The organism is Neoaquamicrobium sediminum (genome assembly GCF_013240295.1).
Lineage (GTDB): Bacteria > Pseudomonadota > Alphaproteobacteria > Rhizobiales > Rhizobiaceae > Aerobium > Aerobium sediminum.
This window is the reverse complement of record NZ_JABETK010000002.1, coordinates 1,562,183-1,586,467: the sequence shown is the minus strand read 5'-3', so window position 1 is coordinate 1,586,467 and position 24,285 is coordinate 1,562,183. Positions and strand designations below refer to the sequence as shown.

Below are 24,285 nucleotides of genomic sequence, written 5' to 3'. Positions count from 1 at the left end.
CTCGAAGATCGGGGCGCGGCGCCGCTATCGAAGCGGGCGCCGCGCATCGGTTCTTACTGCGCTACGGCTTCGTATTCGCGCTCGTAGACCTCGATAAGCGCCTTGCCCTCATCGCCGGTGCGGCTGAGGAAGGCCTCGCGCGTGGCGGGGTACATCTTCTCGCGGAAGGCCTGCTTTTCCTCGGCAGTCATCTCGCGGATGTCGATGCCCGACGCCTCGATTTCGGCGAGCGCCGCCTTAACGGCCTCGGCCTTGTGGGCGATGAGCTCGGGAATGACTTCCTGGAAGGCCTCGGTGATGACGGTGCGGTGCTCTTCAGGAAGACCGTTCCAGAACGCCGGGTTGAACAGCACGACATCTTCCATCGCGCCGTGGTCCGAAACCACGAGATGCTTCTGGACCTCGTAGTACTTCATGCGCTGGATGGTATCGAGCGGGTTTTCCTGCGCATCGACCACGCCGGTCTGCAGCGCGGTGTAGAGCTCGCCGAAGGGCAGCGCTATTGCCGAGGCGCCGAGCGCGTTGAACTGCTCGATCAGGATGTTGGAATCCATCACGCGGAACTTCTGGCCGGCGAAATCGTCGATGGCGGCCAGCGGCTTGCTGGAGGTGAAGTGCTTCTTGCCGTTCGGCCACAAGGTCAGGCAGACGACGCCACGGGTGGAGAAGGAATCGCATAAGGCCTTGCCGAAGGCGCCACCGCGGATCTTCTGCGCGGCTTCTGCGTCGTCCGGCAGAAGGAAGGGGATGTCGAGGATCGACACCAGCGGGTTGAAGCCGCCGAGGAAGGCGGCCGGCGCGACGGTTGCCTCAAGCGTGCCGAGCTGGACGCCTTCGGTCATCTCGCGCTGCTGGCCGAGCTGCCCTTGCGGGAAAATCTGGAACTCGACGGCGCCGTCGGTGCGCTCGGCCACGAGGGCCGCGACCTTCTCGAGCATCACGTGACGCGACTGCTGCGCGGATTCCAGATGGCCGATCTTGGCGACGAAATCCGCCGACCATGCCGCCGACGCGGCAGAAAGACCGATAACGGTCGACAATGCGATTGCCTTGAGCCTGCTGACTACCCTGTTCACTGTTCCACCTCTTATTTTTGGGGCCAAGAAAGAATGGACGGTAATGGAGGGGCGGATTGGCTGTCAATCGCAATTCTCAAAAATGAGACGAATTTAAGATGCGTCCAATAATTGATCCGAAGTGGCGGATATGAGAGGTTTCATTGACAATCATGCGTCGGTCGCCGGATAACGGGGCCGCTTCTGGAGCCCGCGCGGGAGAGAATGTGAGCAGTTCGGACCAAGACGCAATCAGCTTCCGCGACATCGGCGCACGCCTGCGTGCTCATCGCATGGGGAAGGGCCTTACCCCGGATGCCCTGGCCGAAAAGCTCCACATGTCGCGCGCGGCGCTCTATCGCGCCGAAAAGGGCGAAATCCGCAAGATCGACACGCTGACCAACATCGCCGGCGAACTCGGCGTTTCGCTGCCGAGCCTGATGGGCGTCGGTGTGGAATATGTCAGCACGTCGACGGCGTTCTTCGAGCGGATGCGCCAGCTCGAGGAGGAATGCCAGCAGATCATCGGGCTGTTCAGCCCGGTCTCCTATCTGCTGACCTCCGACGGGTATGACACGGTGCTGAAGACCGTTTTGAAGGAGTCGATCCCCGAGGGTGTCGATCCCGACGGGACGTCGGCCCGGGCGGTGGACGCGCTCGTCGAAATCCTGCGCGAACGCAAGGCCGCCTTCCGGTTGCGCCGGCCGCTGATCGTAAGCCTGATCTCGTCGGCCGATCTGGAACGTTTCCTGATGCACGGCATGGTGGGACGGCACGACCTGCCGGCAGCGACCGTGGACGAGCGCAGGCGCGCGGCGCGCAACGAGGCCGAATACATCCTCTCGATGCTGAACGACCAGCCGATCGGCATCCAGATCGGCATCGTGCGCGAGCAGGTGCCGGCGACGAGTTTCCAGATATTCCGCCAGGCGGACCGCTCGGTTCTAGCAATCAGCCCGTTTCGGCTGGGAGAGCAGCCGAATGTGCGGCTCGGCGTGGCGCTGATAACCTCCGCGCCGGAGGCGATGTCGCTGCACGAGGAGATCGCCGCGCGGCTGTGGGGCGATGCTCTTAAGGGGGCGGAAGCCGCCGCCTACCTGCAAACCGTGATCGACAAATACGCGATCCGTTAGCACCGCGCAGGGGATGGACGCAGACGCCCGAGCCGTGGTCTGTTACGGCCTTCCGACACCACAGGAAGGCATGACCGTGCACGCATCTCCCTTCGATCTTTCAGGCAAGACGGCGCTGGTGACCGGCGCGAACACCGGCATAGGGCAGGCGATCGCTGCCGCGCTGGCAAATGCCGGCGCTTCTGTTGTTGGCGTGGGCCGTTCGGCCATGGACGACACGGCGGCGCTGATCGAGGGCAAGGGCGGACGCTTTGCGGCGATCAAGGCCGATCTCTCGGACATGAAGGCGGTACGTGGGCTGATGCCGCGCGTTACCGAGGAATGCGGTCGGCCCGACATACTGGTCAACAATGCCGGCATCATCCGGCGCGCGGACGCGGTGGACTTCACCGAGGAAGACTGGGATGCCGTCATGGACGTCAATCTCAAGTCTGTCTTCTTCCTCTGCCAGGCCTTCGCGGCGGGCGCGCTTGCGGAGAACGCGCCGGCCAAGATCATCAACATCGCGTCGCTGCTGTCGTTTCAGGGTGGTATCAGGATCGCATCGTACACCGCCGCAAAGAGCGGCCTTGCCGGCCTGACGCGGCTGCTTGCCAATGAGTGGGCGGCGCGCGGCATCAACGTGAACGCCATCGCCCCCGGCTATATCGAGACCAACAATACGCGGGCGCTGCGCGAGGATTCGGAGCGAAACACCGAGATTCTCAAGCGAATTCCGGCTGGACGGTGGGGCAAGGGGGAAGATCTGGGCGGCGCGGCGGTGTTTCTCGCCTCGAATGCTTCCGACTATATCCACGGCGCGGTCCTGCCGGTCGATGGCGGCTGGCTGGCGCGCTAGGCGCTATCAGCTTTCTCGTGAAGCCTGGCTGCGGATGCGGGCGCGTTCCAGCATATAGCGCTCGGCGTCTTCCATGTGCTCGCGCATCAGCCGCCGCGCACCTTCGGCATCGCCTGCCTTGAGCAGGCGGATTGTGCGCACCTGATAGTTGAGTGCGGTCTCGCGGAGCTGCGGGTTCGGCTCGGCGTAGATCGCGCGGCACTCGGTCAAATCGCGCAGCAGCGTCTGTAGGAACACGCAGACGAAGCCGAGCAACTGGTTCTCGGCGAGGCTGGCGAGGACCGAGTGGAAGTCGAGTTCGGCGATCCGCTGGCGGAATTCCTCCTCGGCCGTCTTCGGCTCGTTTTCGTAGAGCCTGATCGTCGTCTGAAGGGCCGCGCTGCCCTGCTCGTCGAGCTTGCCGGCAAGGCTTGCGGCCAGTTCGGGCTCCAGAAGCTTGCGTAGCGCATAGATGTCGGCGATGCCCGGCTGGTTGAAGAGGAAGAGGTTGCTGAGCAGGTCCATCGCCTGCTCGCCCGACAGGGCGGTGACGAAGGCGCCCCCGCCGGGACCGGTGCGCGTCTTGATGAGGCCCTGGGTTTCCAGCGCCTTCATCGCCTCGCGGACGGTGCCCTTGGAGGCTTTCATCTCCTCTTCGGCCAGCCATTCCTGCGGGATGCGGTCGCCGGGGACAGGCCTCGCTGGGAGATCAGGTCGCGGATGCGCGCCGCGAGCATATCCGAGCGCTTGCGCCGTTTCGGCGGCGTCACCACCAGCGGCGTGTTTCCCGTCGTCATCCCTTGTCGCCCATCAGCCTGCCCGTTTCTCTCCTGTCAGGAGCGGCGGGTGGAAGCAAGCGGCGAGGTGCTCCTTGTCCACCGCGCCTTCCTCCAGCGAGGGGCGCTTCGTGCGGCACAGGTCGTCGGCGGCGGGGCAGCGCGCGGCAAAGGCGCAGCCCGGCGGCGGATCGTAAGGATCGGGCAGCTCCGCATTGCCGTCCTCAGGCGCCAGCACCGGACGGCCGGGCACCGGCACCGAATCGAGCAGCAGCCTCGTATAGTGGTGACGCGGATCGGCGAAGATGGCCTTCGACGGGCCGATCTCGGCGAGACGGCCGAAATACATCACCGCGACACGGTCGCTGACGCTTTCGACCACCGACAGGTCGTGGCTGATGAAGACGTAAGTCAGGCCGAAACGCGCTTTCAGGTCGTCGAGCAGGTTGAGCACCTGCGCCTGCACGGAAACGTCGAGCGCGGAGACCGGCTCGTCGAGCACGATCAGTTCGGGGCTTGCCGCAAGCGCACGCGCAATGCCGATGCGCTGGGCCTGACCGCCGGAGAATTCGTGCGGATAGCGTTCGAGGAATTCGGGGCGCAAATTGACCGCGTCCATCAGCTCGGCAAGCCGCTGCCGGCGCTCGCTGCCGCCGAGGCCGAGGAGATGGATGAGAGGCGCTTCCAGGATCGCGCGGATCGTCTTGCGCGGATTGAGCGACGAGACGGGATCCTGGAACACGTACTGGATGCGCCGCGCCAGCGTGCCGAAATCCTTTCGGGCAGCATCGGCTACGTCCTCGCCCTTGAAGCGGATCGCGCCGCCGGTCGGCTTGTCGAGCCCGACCAGCATGCGCGCCAGCGTCGACTTCCCGCAACCGGATTCGCCGACGATGCCAAGCGTCTCGCCGGGGCGGACCTCCAGGGAGACCTGCTGGATGGCGTGGACGCCGGGCTTGTGCCCGCCGAACAGCGTGCGGCCGCCGCCGAAGACACGCTCGACGGAGTCGATCTCGATCAGTGCGGCGGTGTCGTCAGGCATCGGTCGCGGGCCTTTCGTCGTCATTCGCCAGCGGGAACAGGCAGCGCGCGGCACGGCCATCGCCCAGCGGATCGAGCGCGATCTCACCGCGCCGGCATTCGGGTTGTACGCGCGGGCAGCGCTGTGCGAATGCGCAGCCTTCCGGCAGGTCGTCGACGGAAGGCGGCAGGCCCTCGATCGCATCCAGCCGGCGTTCGGGCGCGCCCAGCACGGGCACGCAGTCGATCAGCTTGCGCGTGTAGGGGTGGGCGGGGCTCTCCAGCACCTGTTCCGTCGTGCCGGTTTCCACGATGCGGCCCGCATACATCACCGCCACCCGGTCGCAGAGTGCCGAGACCACGCCGAAATCGTGGGTGATGAACAGGATCGACGCCTGTTTCTCGTGGCGGAGCTTGTTCATCAGCGCGAGGATCTGCGCCTGCACGGTGACGTCGAGGGCGGTCGTCGGCTCGTCGACGATCAGAAGTTCGGCGTCGTTTGCAAGCGCCATGGCGATGCAGACACGCTGCCGCATGCCGCCCGACAGCTCGTGCGGCCAGGCGTCGAGCCGCTGTTCCGGGTTGGGAATGCGCACCAGCGCCAGCAACTCCTTCGCCCGTTCGCGCGCCTGCGCATGGCCGAGCGGCTGGTGGGCGCGGATCGCCTCGATGATCTGGTCGCCGACCGTGAACAGTGGGTGCAGCGTCGAGAGCGGGTCCTGGAAGACGTGGGAGACCGCGCCGCCGCGCAATTGCCGGATACGCGCGTCGGAAGCTGCAAGCAGGTCCTCACCCTTCAGGCGGATGGCGCCGCCGGCGATACGGCCCGGCGGGGTGGGCACGAGGCCCATGATTGACATCGCCGTGACCGACTTGCCGGAGCCGGATTCGCCAACGAGGCCGAGGCATTCCGTCTCGCCGAGCATCAGGTCGACTCCGCCGACGGCGTGAAGCGTCTTCGAACCGATCTGGAACTGGGTCTTCAGTCCCGCGACATCGAGCACTGCGCCGGGAACCGCGTCGGCGTGGGTTTCGCCGGCCGGAAGCTCGATGGCGGTGCGCGCGACGGGACGCGTCAGCGCGCCGGATTTCAACCGCGGATCGAGCACGTCGCGAATGCCGTCGCCCAGGAGGTTGATGCTCATCACCAGCAGGAAGATGGCGATGCCGGGCATCAGCGCGACGTGCGGGGCGTTGAAAAGCACGCGCCGACCGTCGCCCAGCATCGAGCCGAGATCGGCCTGCGGTGGCTGTGCGCCGAGCCCGAGGAAGGAGAGGCCGGCGGTTTCGAGGATCATCCAGCCGACGGTGGTCGACATTGTCACGACGATGACCGGCATGACGTTGGGCAGGATTTCGGAGGTCAGGATGCGCGTGTGCGATTTGCCGGAAAGCCGCGCCGCATCGACGAATTCGCGCCGGGCGAGGCCAAGCGTGACGCCACGTATGTTGCGGGCGAAGAACGGGATGTTGACGGCGGCAATGGCATAAAGCGCGTTGATGAGGCCCGGCCCCAGTACGGCGACGATGGCCAGCGCAAGCAGGATGTAGGGGAAGGCCATCAGCATGTCGATGCCGCGCATCAGCAGCGTATCGGTGCGGCCGCCCGTGTAGCCGGCGACGAGGCCGATCAGCGAGCCGAAGAAGGCGGCAATCAGCGTTGCCGAAATGCCGACGGCGAGGCTGACGCGCAGGCCCCAGACGATGCGGGAGAGGATGTCGCGGCCGAGCGCATCGGTGCCGAGCAGGTGACCTTCGGCGAACGGGCGCAGCAGCCGCTGCGCAGGCGCTGTCGCATCGGGATCGGCAAGCGGCAGCAGCGGTGCAAGCAGCGCCAGTGCTGCCATGAATGCGAGGATGACCAGACCGGCCGTCGCCAGCCTGTTGTTGAGCATCAGGCGAATGGCGTCGGGCCGACCCGACCGGCGCGCTGATTTTGCGGTTTCGATGGTTGCGCTCATCGCCTCAACCTCGGATCGAGCGTCGACTGAATGACGTCGGCTGCAAGGTTGAACAGCACGTAGCTGGCGGCGACCACCAGCACGCCGCCCTGCACCAGCAGGATGTCGCGGGTTGAGATGGCGTTGACCAGCATGGCGCCGATGCCCGGCCACTGGAAGACCGTCTCGATATAGACCGCGCCACCGAGCACGAAGCCAGCCTGTATGCCGATGACCGGGATGACGCTGACCAGAGCTGCCTTGAAGGCGTGCCGGTAGATGACGCGGCGCTCGCTCAGCCCCTTGGCGCGGGCGGTGCGGATATAATCCTGCCGCAGCACCTCGAGCATGGCGGTTCGGGTGAGCCTCGCGATGACGCCGGTGGCGACCGCCGCCAGCGTCACTGCCGGCATGACGAGGTGGTAGAGCAGGTCCGGCAGGTCGCCGCCGCCGTAGATCGCGTACATGCCGCTGGCCGGGAACCAGCGCAGGTCGACCGCGAAGAACAGGATCAGGAGCAGGCCGAGGAAGAAGGAGGGGGTGGATATGCCGATCAGCACCAGCAGTGTGACGATGCGATCTGCCCAGCCGAACTGGCGCACAGCCGAGACGATGCCGGCCAGCAGACCGAAGATCGAACAGAGCAGGAGTGCGGCGCCCGCGAGTATGAGGGTTGCCTGGAAACGCTCCAGCACTTCGTCGAGCACGGGCCGGTTGAGCGCGAAGGAGCGTCCGAGATCGCCCTGGAACAGGTTGCCGAGCCAGATCAGGTATCGCTGGGGCAGGGGCTTGTCGAGACCGAGCTGCGCGTTGAGCCGGGCGACGTTTTCAGGCGTGGCGAAATTGCCGAGAATAGCCGTCGCCGGGTCACCGGGGATCAGCGCCATGATCAGGAACACGATCAGCGTGAGCCCGAACAGGACGGGTATCGCGGCAAGAAGCCTCTTTGCGATGTAGGCAATCATGAGGGGTATTCCTCATGGACGGACCGACGCCCTACGTTGCCCCCTCTGTCCTGCCAGACATCTCCCCCACAAGGGGGGAGATCGGCTTTCCTCCCCGCTTTCGCAAACCGTCTGCGGCAAGAGCGACAGCATGGAAGCTGCCAATCTCCCCCGTGTGGGGAGATGTCCGGCAGGACAGAGGGGGGCGAAGGGGCGCTGGTCCATCAAGTATGCCCCCGGCCCTCAGTTCTTCGACACGTCCTGAAGCATCAGGAAGAACGACGGCTGCAGGCTGAAGCCTTCGATATTGGCCGTCGTGACCGCGCCCTGCACCCAGTTTGCCACGAACACCCAAGGGGCATCCTCGTGCACGATCTCCTGCATCTGCTTGTAGAGCGTCGCACGCTCCTCCGGTTCGGTCGAAACGCGAGCCTGATTGAGCAGTTCGTCGACCTCCACGTTGGAGTAGTAGCCGGAGTTGAAGCCGCCTTCCGACGGGAAGGCAGCCGTGCGCAGCGTCAGGAAGGGCAGGGTGTCGGGATCGTTGGTCATCCACGCCATCTCGGCCATGTCGGCCTTACCTTCGAGGCCGGGATTCACCTGGCCGAGGAAGGTATTCCACTCATAAGTCTCGATCTTGACGTTCATGCCCACGGCGGCCAGATCGGCCTGGATGGCGGTGCCCATGGCGACCGGATCGAGCATGCCGGAGCCGCCCTCGGTGACGTAGAAGGTAATCTCCTCGCCGTCATAGCCGGCCTCGGCAAGCAGTTCGCGCGCCTTGTCTGGATCGTACGGGTAGGGCTGCACCTCCTCGTTATAGGCCCAGGCGAAGGCCGGCGGGGTCGGGCCTGCCGCGACCTCCGCGGTTCCCTGCAACACGTCGGTGACGAGTGATTCCTTGTTGATCGCGTAGTTGGCCGCCTGACGCACGGCCTTCTCCGCGAAGGGGCCTTCCTTCATGTTGAGGATGAGGAACCAGACGTGCGGGCCGGCCTGCTCATGCACCTGGAAATCGGGCGCGTCGCGGAACTGGGCGACCGAATCCGGCGGCACCTCGACCATGATGTCGAGCCCGCCCGACAGCATCTCGGCAACGCGGGTGTTGGCATCAGTGATCGGACGGAAGACGATGGCTTCCGGCGTCGGGGCGCCGTCCCAGTAATCCTCGTTGCGGGTCACGACAACGCGCTGATTGCCCTGCCATTCCTCGAATTTGTAGGCGCCGGTACCGACCGGGTTGCGCCCGTAATCCTTGCCGCTTGCCTCGACGGCAGCCGGCGAGACGATCAGGCCGGTCGGGTAGGCGAGGTTGGAAGGAACGGCGCGAACGGCTCGTTCAGCTTGAACTCGACCGTCGTGTCGTCAACCGCCGTCACCTCATCGACCGCCGAGAAGAAGAAGGCCAGCGGGAAGGGGCCGGTGTCGTGGAAGGGATGCTCCTCGTCGAGCATGCGTTCGAAGTTGAACTTCACCGCCTCGGCGTTGAAGGGCGTGCCGTCATGGAAGGTGACGCCTTCGCGAAGCTTGAAGATGTAGGTGAGCCCGTCTTCGGAGATCTCCCAGCTCTCTGCAAGTGACGGCTCTACTTCGAGTGAGCCGTCGGCGAAACGCACAAGGCCGTCATAGACGTTCACGAGGATGCGGAAGTCGTTGACCGCCGTCACAGCGTGCGGGTCGAGCGACTGCGGCTCGGCGATCTGTCCGACCACGATCACATTGGGCGGTGTCTGGGCGAAGGCGGCTGGCGCGATCGCCAATGCGCATGCGGCCGCCAAGGCGGCAAGTACGCGTCTCATGAGTATCTCCGTTCGTCGTTCCGCTGCGTTATTGCGATAATTAATCACTATAATTTGCGGCAGGCAATGATTTATACATATAAATTAACTGCAGCCGTCGAAGCGGTGGAAAGTGCGGCGCGAAGCAAGGGAGGATCCGGTGGCAGGCGAAAGACGGGCGGAAATCGACGGCCGGCGGATGAAGGCTATCTTCGACGCGCTCAACGATTTCGGGCGCGTGCCGGACAAGGCGGGCTGGAATCGCCCGGGGCTTTCGGCCGAGGACATGGCCGTCCGTCGCTGGTTTGCCGCACGTATGCAGGGGGAGGGGCTTCGTGTGTCGATGGATGGCGCGGCGAACGTGTCCGGGCGGCTGGGGCGGGAAGGCGCGCCTTGCGTGATGCTGGGCTCGCACCTTGACACGGTGCCATCCGGAGGGGCGTTCGATGGCGCGCTCGGGGTTGCCGTCGCGCTCGAATGCGCGCTTGCGATGCGCGATGCGAAGGTGCCGCTCGTCCACCCCATCGAGGTGGTGGCCACCAGCGAGGAGGAGGGTCGCTTCGGCGGCATGCTGGGCTCGCAGGCGCTGGCCGGGCTGACGACGCAGGAATGGCTTGAGACAGCGGCCGATGCCGACGGCGTGCGTCTCACCGAAGCGTTGGCGAGCCACAACCTCGACCCGGCTGGCGTTATGGCGTCGGCGCGGCCGGCGAATTCGGTCAGGGCGTTTCTGGAACTGCATGTCGAGCAGGGGCCGGTGCTCGAGCGGGCGTCGATTCCCGTCGGCATCGCCGACCGCGTTTCGGGTGTTGTACATCTCGGCGTGACGCTGCGCGGCGTTGCCAACCACTCCGGCACTACGCCGATGGACATGCGCGCCGACGCTTTTGCCGGGTTGGCCGAGATTGCGACCGGAATACCCGGTCTCATTTCAGCGCAGGGGACGGAACAGTCGCGCATCACCATCGGCAAGGTGGAACTGAGCCCGAACTTCCCGCATACGATTCCGGGGAGGCGCTATTCTCAATCATCGTTCGGGATGCGGAAAGCGTTGCGATGGGCCGGCTGTGCGCGGGTCTGCGCGATCTCATCGCGGCGGTGTCGGAGCGTCACGGGCTAACAAACGAGATTGTAGAACGCAGCCGCATCGAACCGGTCATGCTCGATGCGGGACTTGCAGGGCTTCTGCGCAGGGAGGCGGAGGCTCTGGCATTGCCGTCCGTGGTGATGCCCTCGGGTGCGGGGCACGACGCCCAGACCATGCAGGCGCTGGCGCCGGCGGGCCTCATTTTCGTGCCCAGCCGAGGCGGGGTAAGCCATGCGCCGGACGAGTGGACCGAGTGGGATGCGGCAGTGGCTGGGGCGCGGGTGATGCTGGCCGCCGCCGTTCGACTGGCGTGCGAATGATCGCATCGAGGCAGCGTTAGGCCGCCGCGCGGGAACTTTCGGGCGGTTTCCGCATTGGCAAACCAAGCGAAGGGAGCGACATGGGTATCCGAGAATTCCGCAGGGACTATCTGACCCGGCCAATTTTCCGTTGGGCCGGCGGCGTGCTGCCACCGATTTCCAACACCGAGCGCGAAGCGATCGACGCCGGTACCGTCTGGTGGGACGGCGAACTTTTCACCGGCAACCCGGACTGGCAGAAGCTGCTGGACATGCCGCCCGCCGCACTCTCGGCGCGCGAACAGGCGTTCATGGACGGCCCGGTGCGCGAACTCTGTTCCATGATCGACGACTGGAAGATCGCCTGGCAGGACCGCGACCTGCCGCCGGAGGTCTGGGATTTCATGCGCAAGAACAAGTTCTTCGGCATGATCATCCCGGAGAAATATGGCGGGCTCGGCTTCTCCAACACGATGCATTCCGAGGTGGTGCGGACCATCTCGTCGGCAAGCGTGGTGGCCGGCGTCACCGTCATGGTGCCGAATTCGCTCGGGCCGGGCGAACTGCTGATGCATTTTGGCACCGAGGCGCAGAAGGACCACTGGCTGCCAAGGCTGGCCGACGGCTCCGAGATTCCATGCTTCGGACTGACGTCGGAGGATGCGGGTTCGGACGCGGCCGCAATGACCGACAGCGGCGTCGTGGAATATGGCAAGCACGAGGGCCGGAAGGTGCTCGGCATCCGCCTGAATTTCCACAAGCGTTACATCACGCTGGGTCCGGTCGCGACCGTGATGGGACTGGCCTTCAAGCTCTTCGATCCGGACGGGCTCCTGGGTGGCGAGAAAGAGCGCGGCATCACCGTTGCCCTACTGCCGACAGCGACGCCGGGCGTGAGCCATGGCGAGCGCCATATCCCGCAGTTCACCCATTTCCAGAACGGTCCGCTCTACGGCAAGGACGTCTTCATCCCGCTCGACTGGATCCTCGGCGGCCAGGAACAGGTCGGGCAGGGCTGGAAGATGCTGATGACGGCGCTGGCGGCGGGGCGCGGGATTTCGCTGCCCTCGCAGTCCGCGGCCTCGGCGGCAATGTGCGCGCGGGCGACCGGCGCCTATGCGCGCGTGCGACGCCAGTTCAACGTCCCGATCGGCATGTTCGAGGGCATCCGCCGGCATCTCGCCGACCTTGCTGCTAACGCCTACCTGATCGATGCGGCGCGGCGGCTGACGGTTGCCGCGCTCGACCGGGGCGAGAAGCCGTCGGTGATCTCGGCAATAATGAAATATCACGCCACCGAGCGCATGCGGGAGTCGATCGAAAAGGCGATGGACATCCATGGCGGCAAGGCGATCATAGACGGCCCGCGCAACTATATGGGCGGGCAATATCGGTCCGTGCCCATCGGCATTACGGTCGAAGGCGCGAACATCCTCACCCGCAATCTGATGATCTTCGGCCAGGGCGCGATCCGCTCGCATCCTTATATGCTGAAGGAACTGGAGGCGCTTTCGCAAGCCGACAAGGACAAGGGCCTCGACGCTTTCGACCGCAGCTTCTGGGCGCATGCGGGGCATTCGATCGCCAATGCCGGGCGCGCCTTCCTGCGCGGTTGGTCGGGCGCGCTGTTTGCACCGTCGCCGAAGGATGTGGGCATGCCCCACCACTGGCAGCGGCTGTCGCGCTATGCCTCGGCGTTCGCGTTGATCTCCGATCTGGCGCTGCTCACGATGGGCGGCGCGCTGAAGCGCAAGGAACTGATCTCGGCGCGGCTCGGCGACATCCTGTCCGAACTCTACCTGCTGGGCGCGGTGCTGAAGCGTTACGAAGACGAGGGCCGGCAGAAGATCGACCGCCCCATCGTCGACTACATCATGGTGAATGGCGAGGAGCGCATCTGCGCGGCGTTCGACGGCGTGCTCGACAATCTGCCGGCGCGCTGGGCCGCGTGGGTGACGCGCATCGTTGCGTTCCCGTTCGGCATTTCCTATCGCGCGCCGTCCGACAGGTTGACGGACAAGGTCGCCGAGACGCTGATGGCGCCATCGGAGCAGCGTGATCGCCTGACGCCGAACCTCTATCTCGGCGAAGGCCGCGAGACCCATGCCCTCAAGGATCTGGAGCATGCCTTCCAGGCGGTGATGGACGTGGAGCCGATCGAAAAGAAGATGCGGGCTGCCGAAATCCGCGACCCCGAGGAAGCGCGCGAGCGCGGCGTCATCGACGCGGCGGAGTTCGGGCGGCTGGCTGCGGCCGCCGAACTGGTTCAGCGCGTCGTGGCCGTGGATGCGTGGCCGATGGAGGATGTCTCGCCGCTGGCCGACCAGCATCGAAATCCGGCGCCGAAGCGGACGCGTGCGGCAAAGCCGCGGCGGCTCGCGGCCGAATAGCCTTCGGCCCTTCGTTGGCGTTATTGGCCGGTTTGGGGCATCTGGCGCGCTGCGCGGCGCATTGAATGCGGTGGCAGACCGAACTGTCGCACGAAGGCGCGCCGCATGCGTCCGGGATCGCCGAAGCCGGCCGATACGGCAATCTCGTCGAGCGCGCGCGCGCTCGATTCCACCGCCGTTCTCGCGGTTTCCAGCCGTAGCCGCTCTACGGCCTTGGCTGGCGTCGTGCCGGTCTCGGCAGTAAAGGCGCGCGCGAAATTGCGCGGGCTCATCGCGGCGCGGTCCGCAAGACGTTCCACCGTCAACGGTTCGGCGATATGGGCGCGCATCCAGTCGATCAGCGCGGCGAAGCGGCCGCTGCGCCCACCCAGCTCGACAATCGCGGAGAACTGTGACTGACCGCCCGGCCGCCTCTGATGCACGACGAGCTGCTGGGCGATGCGGCGGGCAATGTCCGATCCCAGATCATCCTCGATGAGGGCAAGCGTCAGGTCGATCCCGGCCGAGATGCCGGCGGACGTCCAGACATCGCCGTCGCGGATGAAGATGCGTTCCGCGTCCAGCCGGATGTTCGGGTAGCGGCGTGCAAAATGGTCGGTGCTTTCCCAGTGCGTTGTCGCGCGACGGCCCTCCAGCAGGCCCGCTTCGGCCAGGAAGAAGGCGCCGGAGCAGACGCTTGCGATGCGGCGCGCCTTTGCCTGCGGCAGCCAGCCGACGATCTCCTGCATCGCTGACATCGACCTTATGATTTCGCCGCCCGAAACCAGAACCGTGTCGTACTCGGCGTCGTCGAGGGGCGCGGCGTCGAGATCGAGACCGGAGGAGCTTGGCACCCTTCCGCCGCCTTCCGGCGCGAGCACGGTCAGCGTGTAGCTGCCAGGGCGAAACCGGTTGGCGATCTCGAACGCGGCGACTGGGCCGGTTACGTCCAGCATCTGGAAGCCGGGATGGAGGATGATGGCAACGGCTCGGCTCATGGCAGTTTTTGCCCGATTTATGTCATTTCGGCCAAATCGTAGCAGCAGTAGAATTGGCGTCAAGTTTCGCGGTTTGCGGTGATGGAGACGCAGGATGAGCGTGAAGATGATTTCGCTGGGCGTGTTGGGCTTGGTTGCCGTTGCAGCGGCAGGGTGGCTGGGCTGGCTCTACAGCCTGCCACCGGCCCCGCCCGCAATGGCGGCGTCGGTGGTGCCGCCCGAGGAAACGGAGGCGATGCTGGCGGCGCTGAAGCCGCCCAAGCGTGAGCGGCCGGTGATCGCGATCATCGGTATCAACGACGCCACGGAGACCACCGACTATTTGATGCCTTACGGCATCCTGCGTCGCGCGGACATCGCGGACGTATCGCTGGTGGCGACGCAGGAGGGACCGGTTTCGCTCTATCCGGCGCTGACTGTCGAGCCGGACACGACGATCGCGGCGTTCGATGCGCAATACCCCGAGGGGGCGGACTATGTGATCGTGCCGGCGATGAGCCGCGACGACGATCCGGTCGCGCTCGACTGGATCAAGGGCCAGTCGGCCAAGGGCGCGATTGTCATCGGCGTCTGCGTCGGGGCGAAGGTAGTGGGGGCGGCCGGGCTGCTCGACGGGCGGCAGGCCACCACGCACTGGTATTATCTCACCGAACTGCTCAAGCGCAGCCCGACCATCGAACACGTGGCCAACCGGCGCTTCGTTGTCGATGGGAACGTGGCGACGACGACCGGCATCACAGCGTCGATGCCGATGATGCTGACGCTGATCGAGGCCATTGCCGGGCGGGACAAGGCCGTGGAAGTCGCGCGCGGTCTCGGCGTCGATACGTGGGACGCGCGCCATGCCAGCGGTGCCTTCCGTTTCAACCGCAGCTTCGCCCGGACCGTGATCGGCAATAGTGCGACGTTCTGGACCCGCGAGCAGCTCGCCATTGCGCTGGAGGAGGGTATGGACGAGGTTTCGCTGGCGCTGGTTGCCGATGCGTGGTCGCGGACCTACCGCTCGCAGGCGCTGACCTTTGCCGAGGGGCCGATCACAAGCAGAAATGGCGCGCGGATCGTGCCCGATCGAACCGGAAGCTGGCGAGGCGACGAGCAGGTCGCCGATTTCTCGGATGCGAAGCCGGCGCAGGTGCTCGATGCAACCTTGAAGGCGATCGAGCAACGCTATGGCCGACGCACGACCGACGTGGTTGCCATGGAGCTCGAATACCCTCGCTAGAAAAAATTCAAGGTCGAGTGTCGGGAGGTGGCTGCCTCGTGCGTCCTAGTGGCAGCCAAACCGAATATCCGAGGAGACGACCATGTTCCGCACCACTTTTGCCGCAGCCATCCTGCTTGTGACCGGCCCCGCCTTCGCGCAGACCGAACCGGCGGGCGACCGCGTCGAGGTCAATGGCATGCAGATGTATTACGAGGTTTCCGGCGAGGGTGATCCGCTGGTCGTGCTTCACGGCGCCTATATGAACATCCCGTCGATGGGCGGCATCGTCGGCAAGCTGGCCGAGACCCACAAGGTCTACGCGCTGGAGTTCCAGGGGCACGGCCGCACGACCGACATAGATCGGCCGATCACCTATCCGAACCTCGCCGACGACGTCGCTGCCTTCATGGATGCCGTCGGTATCGAGAAGGCCGATGTGTTCGGCTATTCGATGGGGGCCGCTGCCGGCCTGCAGCTTGCCATTCGGCATCCCGAGAAGGTGAGCAAGCTGGCGGCCGCTTCCGTCGCCTACGACATCGAAGGCACGCAGAAGGCTTTTCGCGATTTCATCCCGCACATGACCGTCGAGATGTTCGTCGAGATGCCGTTTGCCGAGCAGTACAAGGAGCTTGCGGCTGATCCCGACGGCTTTCCGGCTCTGGTGGAGAAGCTGATCCAGCTCGAGCACGAGCCGCTCGACTGGGAAGAAGACGTGAAGGCGCTGAAGACCCCGGTGCTGATCATTGCCGGCGATGCCGACTACATGACGCTCGAGCACGCGGTGGCGATGTTCCGACTGCTGGGCGGCGGGGCCATGGGCGACATGGGCGAGCCGCTGCCGGAATCGCGTCTCGCGGTGCTGCCTGCGACCTCGCATACCGCGGTCATCGGACAGGTGGACCTGTTGAACACCTACATCGAATCCTTCCTGAACGGTGAGACGCCGAAGGGCATGTTCGAATAAAACGCGGGCAGACAAGCTTGCTGAACAATGACGGGCGGCCGGCGACGGTCGCCCGTTTTCAGTTGCGGTAGATGCGATTGCGGGCTGGGAAGCGCCCGTCGAAGGTGACGGCGACGCCGTCTCGGGTTTGCGGATCGACCGCGTGGATATGAAGATGCGGTTCCGTCGTGTTGCCGGAATTGCCGACGCGGCCGATAGGCTCGCCCACCGACAGGGTGTCGCCGGTTTCGACGGCCACCGAGCCCTGCCGCAAATGCGCGATCTCGACTTCGATGTCGCCGCAGTCGAGCACGACGTGATTGCCTGCCGCGTTGTCTCCGTCTCTTTCGGGCGGCGGGAGGTCGGGCAAGCCGTCGACCGCAGCCAGCACCGTGGCTTCGCAAGGGCTCACGACCGCGTCGTCATAGATTTCGTAGCGATCAACCTCGCTCGGCAGGATGCCACTGGCACGGAAGCCGGCGGGGCCGATCGCGGTGATGTCGGCGGCGTAGCGCTGCTCGCGATGGCTGGCATGGTGGTTCAACAGTGCGATGCCGCCGCCTTGCCCGACGAAAAAGGTGCCACCCTGCAACGGAAAGGCCAGGTTTCGCGTGTCGGCCGGTGTCCGCAGGCCCAGAAGCACGTAGACCAGCGCTGCGCCGAACAGCGCCAGCGAGCCGGCCGTGGGCCAGTGCTGGCGCCAGACCGAGGCACCGTCAGCCGGCAGCCAGGGCAGGCTGGCGTGTCGGAGCCTTGACAGCGCAACGGCCACCGCCAGCAGGGCGAGCAGCACGAAACGGATATAGTAGCCGGCAATATCCCATCGACCGACAAGCATCACGAGCGCCACGAAGACGGCAGAGTCGGCGATCACGAGCAGCCATGCAATGCGGGAGCGTTCCGACAGGCGCCAGATGCGCCAGGCATAGGCCAAAGGTATGCCGATGCAGACGGCAAGAAGGACAACGACGACAAGAATCATGCGGCGCAAACGCTAGACGACATGGTGTCGTTCCCGCCAGAGATGGGGGCGAATTCGCGCGTCAGGCGGGCTTCTGTTCCGCCACCAGCGTCGGCAGCAGTTCGGCCACGGTGGGATGAATGTGGACGGCGCGCCGAAGCGTTTCCGCCGTCGCGCCGACATGGATGAGATCGAGCACGGCGTGCACGGCCTCGTCGCCGCCGACGCCGAGGATCGCCGCGCCGAGCAGCTTGCCGGTTGCAGCGTCGCTGACGATCTTCATCAGGCCGACGGTCTCGCCCTTCTCCTTGGCGCGGGAGACGCGGGTCATCGGCCGCTTGCCAACCATAATCTGGTGGCCGGCACGGCGTGCCTCGGCCTCGCTCATGCCGACGCGACCAAAGGGCGGGTCCGTGTAGAGCGCGTATGCGGTCTGCCGGTCGGAGACCTTGCGGCCGGCATTGTCGAGCAGGTTTTCCGCCGCGATTTCGAAGTCGTTGTAAGCGGTGTGCGTGAACGCGCCTTTGCCGTTGCAGTCGCCCAGCGCCCAGATGCCGGGCACGCTGGTACGCAGTTCGTCGTCCACGGTGACGTAGCCGCGCTTGTCGCATTCGACGCCCGCGGCATCGAGGCCCAGATCGTCCGTATTGGGCGTGCGGCCGACGGCGAGCAGAACGTGGCTGCCAACGACTTCCGGCTCGCCCTGCGTGCAGCTCACGCCCACGACCTTGCTGTCGCCACGCCGCTCGAACGAGATGCAATCGGCGTTGAGACGGATGGTCACACCTTCGTCCACCAACATGTCGTGAATGGCCTGCGCGACGTCCTCGTCCTCGCGGGGAAGCAGCCGCGCGCCGCGCTCGACCACGGTGACCTCCGCACCGAAGCGGCGGAACATCTGCGCGAATTCGAGACCAATATAGCCGCCGCCCACGATCACGAGGTGGGCCGGCAATTCATCGAGGTCGAGGATGGTCGAATTGGTGAGATAGCCGATCTCCTCGGTGCCTGGATAAACGGGCACAGTGGCGCGCCCGCCGACGTTGAGGAAGATGCGCGGGGCCGCGATCCGGTTGTCCGCAACAGTGAGTTCGTTGGAGGAGATGAAGCGGGCGTGGCCCTCGATCAAGGTCAGGTTTTCGGTGCCCCGTAGCCATTCGACAAGGCCGGTGCGCGATGCTTCGACGATCGCGTCCTTGCGCGCCTTCACGGCGTTCATGTCGACGGTGATTTCTCCGACGCCGCGAACGCCGTAGTCGCCTGCCCGGCGGGCCATGTGAGCAGCATAGGCGCTCGCGACCATGGCCTTGGTGGGGGTGCAGCCGGTGTTGACGCAGGTGCCGCCGACAAGCTTGCGCTCGACGAGCGCCACCTTCATGCCGGTACCGGCGAGGCGGACAGCCAGCGAGGGGCCTGCCTGGCCGGCGCCGACGATGATGGCGTCGTAGCTGGTGGTCATCTGAGACTTCCCAAAAGAAGAAGTGCGGCGACGATCGCGACCGCGTCCTCGACAAGTGCTGCGGGCAGGTCGCGCCCAAACAGCGCGGCGAGGCGGGCGCGGGCCGCCGCCCCGCCCAGCGTGCCGATCGCCGCGCCGACGAGGCCGGCGAGCAAGCCGCCGACCCATGCGCCTGCAGGCAGGCTGATGGCAGCGCCGCACAGCGCACCGACCAGCCAGCAGGCGTGCGCCGAACTGAGGGGGCACCTTGCGGCTGGGCGTCGATGGCAGCTTGTCGCCGGCAAGTTCGAGAGCCGCCGCAGCGGTAAGAAGCCAGGGCGTCAGCCAATGGCCAAGCCAGCCGAGCCAGCTACCGCCGAGCGGCAGCACGCCGAGATAGGCGGCCCAACTCAAAGCCGCCAGCGCCATTGCCGTGCGCAGGCCGGTGACGATGCCCGCGAGCAGGGCAAGCAGATAGAGGCTCATGGCGGTGTGCTTCCTTGCTGGTAACGAGCAAGTCTGGCACATCCAGCCACAAGCGCAATGCCGATTGCGATCGGCGGGAACCTTGCCGCAAATCCGCTATGGCCCTTTGCCTTGGCAATCAAAAAGGCAATAGTGCGCGCGCTTCATCAGCAGGAGGAGGGGATTTCGTGAGCACAACAACAGCCACACCCGGCGAAGGCACGCTTGTCGGCCGCGCCCACGTCGCCGACCGCGCTCATCCGCTGGTCGTGACCGTTCGCGACGGGGAGGTGCACGACATCACATCGCGGGATGCGCCGACGGTGCGCGACATCTGCGAGATGACCGATCCGGTTGGGTATGTGGCGTCGTGCGTTGGCCGCTCGCTTGGGCCTGTCGCAGAGATCGAAGCCAATAGCCACCAGGCGGCGAGGGACAAGGCGAGGCCGCACCTGCTCTCGCCTGTGGACCTGCAGGCCGTGAAGGCCTCCGGGGTCACCTTTGTCGTGTCGCTGCTCGAGCGCGTGATCGAGGAACAGGCGCGCGGCGATGCGGACAAGGCGGATGCGATCCGCGCCGACATCGCGCAGCACATCGGGCACGACCTGTCGAAGCTCAAGCCCGGTTCGCCGGAAGCGATGGCGATCAAGCAGCGCCTGATCGAACGGGGCGCTTGGTCGCAATATCTCGAGGTGGGCATCGGGCCAGATGCCGAAATCTTCACCAAATGCCAGCCGCTCGCGTCGGTCGGCTTTGGCGCCGATGTGGGGCTGCATCCGGTTTCGACCTGGAACAATCCCGAGCCGGAAGTGGCGGTCATCGCCTCCAGTGAGGGCCGCATCGTCGGCGCGACGCTGGGGAACGACGTCAACCTGCGCGATGTGGAAGGGCGCTCGGCGCTGCTGCTCGGCAAGGCGAAAGACAACAACGCATCGGCGGCACTTGGTCCGTTCATCCGCCTGTTCGACGACACGTTCTCCCTCGACGACGTGAAGCAGGCCGAGGTGCGGCTTCACGTGCGCGGCGAGGACGGGTTCGAGCTGGAGGGTTCGAGCTCGATGTCGGAGATCAGCCGCGCTCCGGAAGAGCTTGTCGCGGCCGCCATGGGTCGCCATCATCAGTATCCCGACGGCATGGCGCTCTATCTCGGCACCATGTTCGTGCCGTCCAAGGACCGAGGCGAAGCGGGCAGGGGGTTCACACACCATGCCGGCGATAGTGTCGAGATTTCCTCGCCGAAGCTGGGAACGCTGATCAACCGCGTCCAGCTTTCGACCGAATGCACTCCGTGGACCTATGGCGCCAGCCGGTTCATGCGCGATCTCGCGAGCGCCGGGCTGATCTGAGAACGGATCGCCGGCAGGCCGCGCGCCTCACGATTTCAGCGGGCCGAGCTTCCGGCGCATCGCTTCCCGCGCGGTGAGCGGACGGATCGGATTGGCCTCGAAGGCCTGCATGTAATTGTCCTTGGTGCGGCGAATATGGGCACGCAGCACCTGTTTCAGCCGGGCCGTATCGCCCTTGCGGATAAGCTCTATCATGCGGCGGTGGTCGCCGTAGGAGCGTTCCGGCTCGTTGCGGGCATGCAGCGCTAGCTGAGTCCGCAGCGTGGCGACGCGGCCCATGATCATCTTGAAACCCATGACGAGATAGCGGTTGCGCGCGTTCTCGAAGAACGCGCCGTGATAGCGGCTGTCGAGGCGGCCGTAGAGCGGGATGTCCTGCGCCTTCATCGCCGCCTCCATCTCGTCGGCGAGCGCGGTCAGCTCTGCAGCAGCCAGGGCCTCAGGATTGTCGCGGGCTGCGAGTTCCGCCGCGTGAGTCTCCAGAACCGCGCGGTATTCGCAGATCTCCGAGATGTCCTCCAGCGTGGGCGTGAACACGTAGGTGCCGGACTTCGGCACGATCGACACCAGGCCCTCGAGCTGAAGCAGGTTGAGGGCCTCGCGAACAGGCGTGCGGCTGACCTCGAAGGCGGCAGCCAGGTTCTCCTCCGAAAGCGCTTCGCCGAAGCCGAACTTCGCGTTGACGATAGCGTCGCGAATGCTGGCCGCGACGGTGACGGCGAGCGATGATTTCCCCTGTGGAATTGTGAATGCGGCCATACGTTCCCAACATCGTTGCGCGGCGGTGCCGTTGCGATAGCGGCCGGCCGCGTCGTTCCTGCCCTGTTTTGCGGCACCGAAGCTGCCTTGACCAGAGCAAATTGCATAAATGGATTGCATACTAGTTCTGATATGCTAATACCGCCGCCGTCGGCTGACCAGCCGCAAACGGGAGGGGTGATGTCTTCAACAGCCAGCGAGACTGCGTCCGCATCGTCTTTCGATGGGCGTGTGGCTCTTGTGACCGGCGGTGCTTCGGGCATCGGGCGCGCGATCACCGAAAAGCTGGTGGCGGCTGGCGCGCGCGTTGCCGTGTGGGACGTTCGCGAGGATCGCCTTGCAGAACTGGCCGACCGCCATGGCGAGCGTGTGCTGACTCAGGTCGTGGACGTCAGCGACAAGACTCAGGTCGACGCGGCGGCCGATCTCGTCCAGAGCCAGTGGGGCGGTATCGCCCATCTCGTCAACAATGCCGGCATCATCGGAAAGCGCATGACGCTTGCCGATCTGGACGCAGGTGAGCTCGAACGCGTCCTTTCGGTCAACCTCAAGAGCGTGTTCTACGTCACCGCCGCCTTTGCAACGCGCGCAGGCAGCTTTGCGGATCGCTCGGTGGTCTCGATGGCGTCGATTGCGGCCCGCACCGGGGGCATGGTCGGCAACATGGCCTATGCCGCGACGAAGGGCGCGATCGTCACGCTGACGCATGCCTTCTCCAAGGAGCTTGCGCCGCATGTGCGCGTCAACGCGCTCGCGCCCGGCATCATCGACACCGAAATCCAGCTCGATTCGCTGGGCGATCCGGCCGCCGTTGCCGCGCTGGCCGATGTCATCCCGCTGCAGCGGCTGGGCGCTCCCGCCGAAGTCGCGGAGGCGGCCGTATGGCTGCTTTCGCCCGCATCCTCCTACATCAGCGCCAGCGTACTCGACGTGGCCGGCGGCCGCTGATCCAGACATGAGTTTCCGATGCCGACATTGAAAGACCTTCTTGCCGCGGGCAGGCTCATCCAGGCGCCGGGCGCATCGGACGTGCTGACGGCGCGTCTCGTCGAGCAGGCGGGCTTCCCGGCCGTTTACATGACCGGCTTCGGCGCGACAGCCACCACGCTGGGCATGCCGGACCTCGGCCTGATGACGCAAAGCGAGATGATCGATCACGCGCGGCGCATGGTGCGGGCGACCTCGCTGCCGGTGATTGCCGATGCCGATACGGGCTATGGCGGCGCCAACAACCTGCTGCGCACTGTCGAGGACTATGCGCAGGTGGGTGTCGCCGCGATCCATCTCGAGGACCAGACACTGCCGAAGCGCTGCGGCCAGCTCGCGGGCATCCAGCTCGTTTCCGCCGAAAGCCAGGTTCGCACGCTCAAGGGCGCGGTGAGCGCGCGCGGCAAGTCTGACATGCTGCTGATCGCGCGCACCGATGCGCTGGGCGTCCATGGGATCGAGGAAGCGGTCCGCCGCGCCAACCTCTATGCGGAGACGGGCGTCGACCTCGTCTTCGTGGACGGGGTGCGCACGATCGCGCAGGCCGAGGCCATCGCGCGCGACGTTCCGGGGCGGAAGGTGCTGAGCATCATGGACGGCAACGAGGTCCAGAAGCTGGCGGCGAACGACATTCAGGAGATGGGTTTCGACATCGTGTTCTACGCGCTGTCGACCCTGTTTGCCGCCGCACGGGCGGCGAAAACCATACTCGACACGCTGAAGAACGACGGGACAACGATCGCGGCGGCATCGGGCATGGCGACGTATGACGAGTTCATGGGCATGGTCGGCTACGACCGGTTCCATGACTTCGAAGAGGAGTTCGGCCAGGCCTGATCGGGGGCAGCCGGAGGAAACGAGAGAGGAGTTCGAAATGAAGAATTTTGCAGCCGCCGGTGGCCTTGCGCTTGCACTGGCCGTGGGGATGACCACGGTGGCCGACGCACAGGAGCGCGTGCGCTGGCGGGTTCATTCCGCCTATGCGCAGGCCATGCCGATTGCCGGCCCGACCGCGTGGAACATCGCCGAGGACGTCGAAACGCTGACCGACGGCAATTTCGACATCCGCGTCTTCGAGCCGGGCGCGATCGTCGCCGGAACGCAGTATTACGACGCGGTTTCCGAAGGGGCCGTCGATGCCGCCTACGGTTCACCGGGCTTCAACGTCGGCAAGAACTCGGCCTATGCGTTCTTCGCTGCCGTGCCGTTCGGCCCCGGTGCGGGCGAGATGCTCGCCTGGCTTCGCCATGGCGGCGGGCTGGAGCTCGCGCAGGAATTCTACGCGCGTGACAACATCCACATGCTGCCGTGCGGTATCCTGCCTCCGGAAAGCGGTGGCTGGTTCCGCAAGGAGATCAAGACACTCGAGGACCTGCGCGGCATCAAGATGCGCTTCCTGGGCCTCGGCGCCAAGGTGATGGAGGAATTCGGCGTTTCCACGCAGCTCCTGGCGCCGGGCGAAGTCTATCAGGCGCTGGAACTTGGCACGCTCGACGGCGCCGAGCAGTCGGTCCCGTCCATCGACCGTGGGCTGGGCTTCTACCAGATCGCCAAGTTCAACTACTTCCCCGGCTGGCACCAGCAGTCCACCGTCCAGGAGCTCCTGATCAACAAGGATAGCTGGGACAAGCTGAGCGACAGCCAGAAGCGCACGGTGGAGCTGACCTGCGAAAGCGCGCTGGTGCAGCAGTTTGCCGATGGCGAGGCTGGCCAGTACGAGATCATGCAGCAGAACGAGGCCGACGGTGTGGCGACCATGGAATGGCCGCAGGAGATGCTCGACGCGTTCCGTACCGCGTGGGAGAAGGTGCTGGACGCGGAGACCGGCGCCAACGCCGATTCCGCTCGCGTCTGGGAAAGCCTTGCGGCGTTCCGCGAGAACTACAAGGTCTGGGGCGAGCGCGCCTACCTGAAATAACCGTCGGAGGCGCGCCGGTAGCGGCGCGCCTCTTCTTCCGCGGGCGCG

Annotated in this window: 19 protein-coding genes and 3 pseudogenes; 11 read left to right on the top strand and 11 right to left on the bottom strand. The window is 65.5% G+C overall.

Annotation, left to right across the window (positions count from 1 at the left end):
• Nucleotides 1-53 precede the first annotated feature (53 nt).
• Nucleotides 54-1,076 carry a TRAP transporter substrate-binding protein gene (locus tag HK436_RS19595; RefSeq protein ID WP_173192427.1) on the bottom strand — a complete coding sequence of 341 codons (1,023 nt, stop codon included), beginning with the start codon at nucleotides 1,074-1,076 and terminating at the stop codon, nucleotides 54-56.
• A gap of 206 nt (nucleotides 1,077-1,282) precedes the next feature.
• On the opposite strand from HK436_RS19595, the gene HK436_RS19590 reads away from it, so the two are divergent.
• A complete protein-coding gene (locus tag HK436_RS19590) occupies nucleotides 1,283-2,188 on the top strand; it encodes a helix-turn-helix domain-containing protein (protein WP_312860643.1) in 906 nt (301 codons plus the stop codon).
• Nucleotides 2,189-2,258: 70 nt separating this feature from the next.
• Nucleotides 2,259-3,026, top strand: coding sequence for a 2-dehydro-3-deoxy-D-gluconate 5-dehydrogenase KduD (kduD, locus tag HK436_RS19585; RefSeq protein WP_173192425.1), 768 nt, complete (start codon nucleotides 2,259-2,261; stop codon nucleotides 3,024-3,026).
• Between the two features lie 6 nt (nucleotides 3,027-3,032).
• Here the strand turns inward: kduD and HK436_RS19580 are convergent.
• The 5 genes and pseudogenes from HK436_RS19580 to HK436_RS19560 form a co-directional block, all read right to left on the bottom strand.
• A pseudogene (locus HK436_RS19580) lies at nucleotides 3,033-3,802 on the bottom strand (FadR/GntR family transcriptional regulator).
• A gap of 13 nt (nucleotides 3,803-3,815) precedes the next feature.
• On the bottom strand, nucleotides 3,816-4,823 hold the full coding sequence (locus HK436_RS19575; RefSeq protein ID WP_173192423.1) for an ABC transporter ATP-binding protein: 1,008 nt from the start codon (nucleotides 4,821-4,823) through the stop codon (nucleotides 3,816-3,818).
• Nucleotides 4,816-6,762 (bottom strand): dipeptide/oligopeptide/nickel ABC transporter permease/ATP-binding protein, encoded by a 1,947-nt coding sequence (locus tag HK436_RS19570; RefSeq protein WP_173192414.1) that lies wholly within the window; start codon nucleotides 6,760-6,762, stop codon nucleotides 4,816-4,818. Before HK436_RS19570 ends, HK436_RS19575 begins: the two co-directional genes overlap by 8 nt.
• On the bottom strand, nucleotides 6,759-7,706 hold the full coding sequence (locus tag HK436_RS19565) for an ABC transporter permease (RefSeq protein WP_173192412.1): 948 nt from the start codon (nucleotides 7,704-7,706) through the stop codon (nucleotides 6,759-6,761). Before HK436_RS19565 ends, HK436_RS19570 begins: the two co-directional genes overlap by 4 nt.
• A gap of 222 nt (nucleotides 7,707-7,928) precedes the next feature.
• Nucleotides 7,929-9,484: pseudogene (locus HK436_RS19560) on the bottom strand (ABC transporter substrate-binding protein).
• Nucleotides 9,485-9,623: 139 nt separating this feature from the next.
• Here HK436_RS19560 and HK436_RS19555 point away from each other — a divergent pair.
• From HK436_RS19555 to HK436_RS19550, 3 genes are all read left to right on the top strand, one after another.
• Entirely contained in the window at nucleotides 9,624-10,583 is a 960-nt protein-coding gene (locus HK436_RS19555) for a hydantoinase/carbamoylase family amidase (protein ID WP_312860642.1), read from the top strand.
• Nucleotides 10,490-10,870 (top strand): M20/M25/M40 family metallo-hydrolase, encoded by a 381-nt coding sequence (locus HK436_RS31565; RefSeq protein ID WP_376769198.1) that lies wholly within the window; start codon nucleotides 10,490-10,492, stop codon nucleotides 10,868-10,870. Before HK436_RS19555 ends, HK436_RS31565 begins: the two co-directional genes overlap by 94 nt.
• An 80-nt stretch (nucleotides 10,871-10,950) precedes the next feature.
• Nucleotides 10,951-13,239, top strand: coding sequence for an acyl-CoA dehydrogenase (locus tag HK436_RS19550; RefSeq protein WP_173192410.1), 2,289 nt, complete (start codon nucleotides 10,951-10,953; stop codon nucleotides 13,237-13,239).
• A gap of 20 nt (nucleotides 13,240-13,259) precedes the next feature.
• Here HK436_RS19550 and HK436_RS19545 read toward each other — a convergent pair whose 3' ends face one another.
• On the bottom strand, nucleotides 13,260-14,216 hold the full coding sequence (locus HK436_RS19545; protein WP_173192408.1) for a GlxA family transcriptional regulator: 957 nt from the start codon (nucleotides 14,214-14,216) through the stop codon (nucleotides 13,260-13,262).
• Between the two features lie 94 nt (nucleotides 14,217-14,310).
• On the opposite strand from HK436_RS19545, the gene HK436_RS19540 reads away from it, so the two are divergent.
• A complete protein-coding gene (locus HK436_RS19540; RefSeq protein WP_173192406.1) occupies nucleotides 14,311-15,438 on the top strand; it encodes a DJ-1/PfpI family protein in 1,128 nt (375 codons plus the stop codon).
• An 82-nt stretch (nucleotides 15,439-15,520) separates the two neighbouring features.
• Nucleotides 15,521-16,384, top strand: a complete 864-nt coding sequence (locus tag HK436_RS19535) for an alpha/beta fold hydrolase (RefSeq protein ID WP_173192404.1) — start codon at nucleotides 15,521-15,523, stop codon at nucleotides 16,382-16,384.
• A 58-nt stretch (nucleotides 16,385-16,442) separates the two neighbouring features.
• Here the strand turns inward: HK436_RS19535 and HK436_RS19530 are convergent, their stop codons facing one another.
• The 3 genes and pseudogenes from HK436_RS19530 to HK436_RS19520 form a co-directional block, all read right to left on the bottom strand.
• A complete protein-coding gene (locus tag HK436_RS19530; protein ID WP_173192402.1) occupies nucleotides 16,443-17,345 on the bottom strand; it encodes a M23 family metallopeptidase in 903 nt (300 codons plus the stop codon).
• A 61-nt stretch (nucleotides 17,346-17,406) separates the two neighbouring features.
• Nucleotides 17,407-18,783 carry an FAD-containing oxidoreductase gene (locus tag HK436_RS19525; RefSeq protein ID WP_173192400.1) on the bottom strand — a complete coding sequence of 459 codons (1,377 nt, stop codon included), beginning with the start codon at nucleotides 18,781-18,783 and terminating at the stop codon, nucleotides 17,407-17,409.
• Nucleotides 18,780-19,248, bottom strand: a pseudogene (locus HK436_RS19520) (DUF4126 domain-containing protein). Before HK436_RS19520 ends, HK436_RS19525 begins: the two are co-directional and overlap by 4 nt.
• Before the next feature lie 167 nt (nucleotides 19,249-19,415).
• Between HK436_RS19520 and HK436_RS19515 the strand changes: the two are divergent.
• Entirely contained in the window at nucleotides 19,416-20,573 is a 1,158-nt protein-coding gene (locus HK436_RS19515; protein WP_312860641.1) for a fumarylacetoacetate hydrolase family protein, read from the top strand.
• A gap of 27 nt (nucleotides 20,574-20,600) precedes the next feature.
• On the opposite strand, the gene HK436_RS19510 is transcribed toward HK436_RS19515, so the two are convergent.
• The gene (locus HK436_RS19510) at nucleotides 20,601-21,332 is read right to left on the bottom strand and encodes a GntR family transcriptional regulator (RefSeq protein ID WP_173192396.1); all 732 of its coding nucleotides are present in this window, start codon (nucleotides 21,330-21,332) and stop codon (nucleotides 20,601-20,603) included.
• A 180-nt stretch (nucleotides 21,333-21,512) separates the two neighbouring features.
• Here HK436_RS19510 and HK436_RS19505 point away from each other — a divergent pair, with 180 nt between their 5' ends.
• The 3 genes from HK436_RS19505 to HK436_RS19495 are packed head-to-tail and all read left to right on the top strand — an operon-like array spanning nucleotide 21,513 to nucleotide 24,237.
• Nucleotides 21,513-22,280 (top strand): SDR family NAD(P)-dependent oxidoreductase, encoded by a 768-nt coding sequence (locus tag HK436_RS19505; RefSeq protein ID WP_173192394.1) that lies wholly within the window; start codon nucleotides 21,513-21,515, stop codon nucleotides 22,278-22,280.
• 18 nt (nucleotides 22,281-22,298) lie between these two features.
• Nucleotides 22,299-23,156, top strand: a complete 858-nt coding sequence (locus HK436_RS19500) for an isocitrate lyase/PEP mutase family protein (protein WP_173192393.1) — start codon at nucleotides 22,299-22,301, stop codon at nucleotides 23,154-23,156.
• A gap of 37 nt (nucleotides 23,157-23,193) precedes the next feature.
• Complete coding sequence (locus HK436_RS19495) at nucleotides 23,194-24,237, top strand: TRAP transporter substrate-binding protein (RefSeq protein ID WP_173192391.1); 1,044 nt, start codon at nucleotides 23,194-23,196, stop codon at nucleotides 24,235-24,237.
• The last annotated feature ends 48 nt before the right edge of the window (nucleotides 24,238-24,285 follow it).

Coding starts and splice junctions, on each gene's coding strand:
- HK436_RS19500 (WP_173192393.1), top strand. CDS start 22,299: ATGCCGACATTGAAAGACCTTCTTGCCGCGGGCAGGCTCATCCAGGCG.
- HK436_RS19565 (WP_173192412.1), bottom strand. CDS start 7,706: ATGATTGCCTACATCGCAAAGAGGCTTCTTGCCGCGATACCCGTCCTG.
- HK436_RS19495 (WP_173192391.1), top strand. CDS start 23,194: ATGAAGAATTTTGCAGCCGCCGGTGGCCTTGCGCTTGCACTGGCCGTG.
- HK436_RS19575 (WP_173192423.1), bottom strand. CDS start 4,823: ATGCCTGACGACACCGCCGCACTGATCGAGATCGACTCCGTCGAGCGT.
- HK436_RS19570 (WP_173192414.1), bottom strand. CDS start 6,762: ATGAGCGCAACCATCGAAACCGCAAAATCAGCGCGCCGGTCGGGTCGG.
- HK436_RS19545 (WP_173192408.1), bottom strand. CDS start 14,216: ATGAGCCGAGCCGTTGCCATCATCCTCCATCCCGGCTTCCAGATGCTG.
- HK436_RS19550 (WP_173192410.1), top strand. CDS start 10,951: ATGGGTATCCGAGAATTCCGCAGGGACTATCTGACCCGGCCAATTTTC.
- HK436_RS19530 (WP_173192402.1), bottom strand. CDS start 17,345: ATGATTCTTGTCGTCGTTGTCCTTCTTGCCGTCTGCATCGGCATACCT.
- HK436_RS19525 (WP_173192400.1), bottom strand. CDS start 18,783: ATGACCACCAGCTACGACGCCATCATCGTCGGCGCCGGCCAGGCAGGC.
- HK436_RS19535 (WP_173192404.1), top strand. CDS start 15,521: ATGTTCCGCACCACTTTTGCCGCAGCCATCCTGCTTGTGACCGGCCCC.
- HK436_RS19510 (WP_173192396.1), bottom strand. CDS start 21,332: ATGGCCGCATTCACAATTCCACAGGGGAAATCATCGCTCGCCGTCACC.
- HK436_RS19540 (WP_173192406.1), top strand. CDS start 14,311: ATGAGCGTGAAGATGATTTCGCTGGGCGTGTTGGGCTTGGTTGCCGTT.
- HK436_RS19505 (WP_173192394.1), top strand. CDS start 21,513: ATGTCTTCAACAGCCAGCGAGACTGCGTCCGCATCGTCTTTCGATGGG.
- kduD (WP_173192425.1), top strand. CDS start 2,259: ATGACCGTGCACGCATCTCCCTTCGATCTTTCAGGCAAGACGGCGCTG.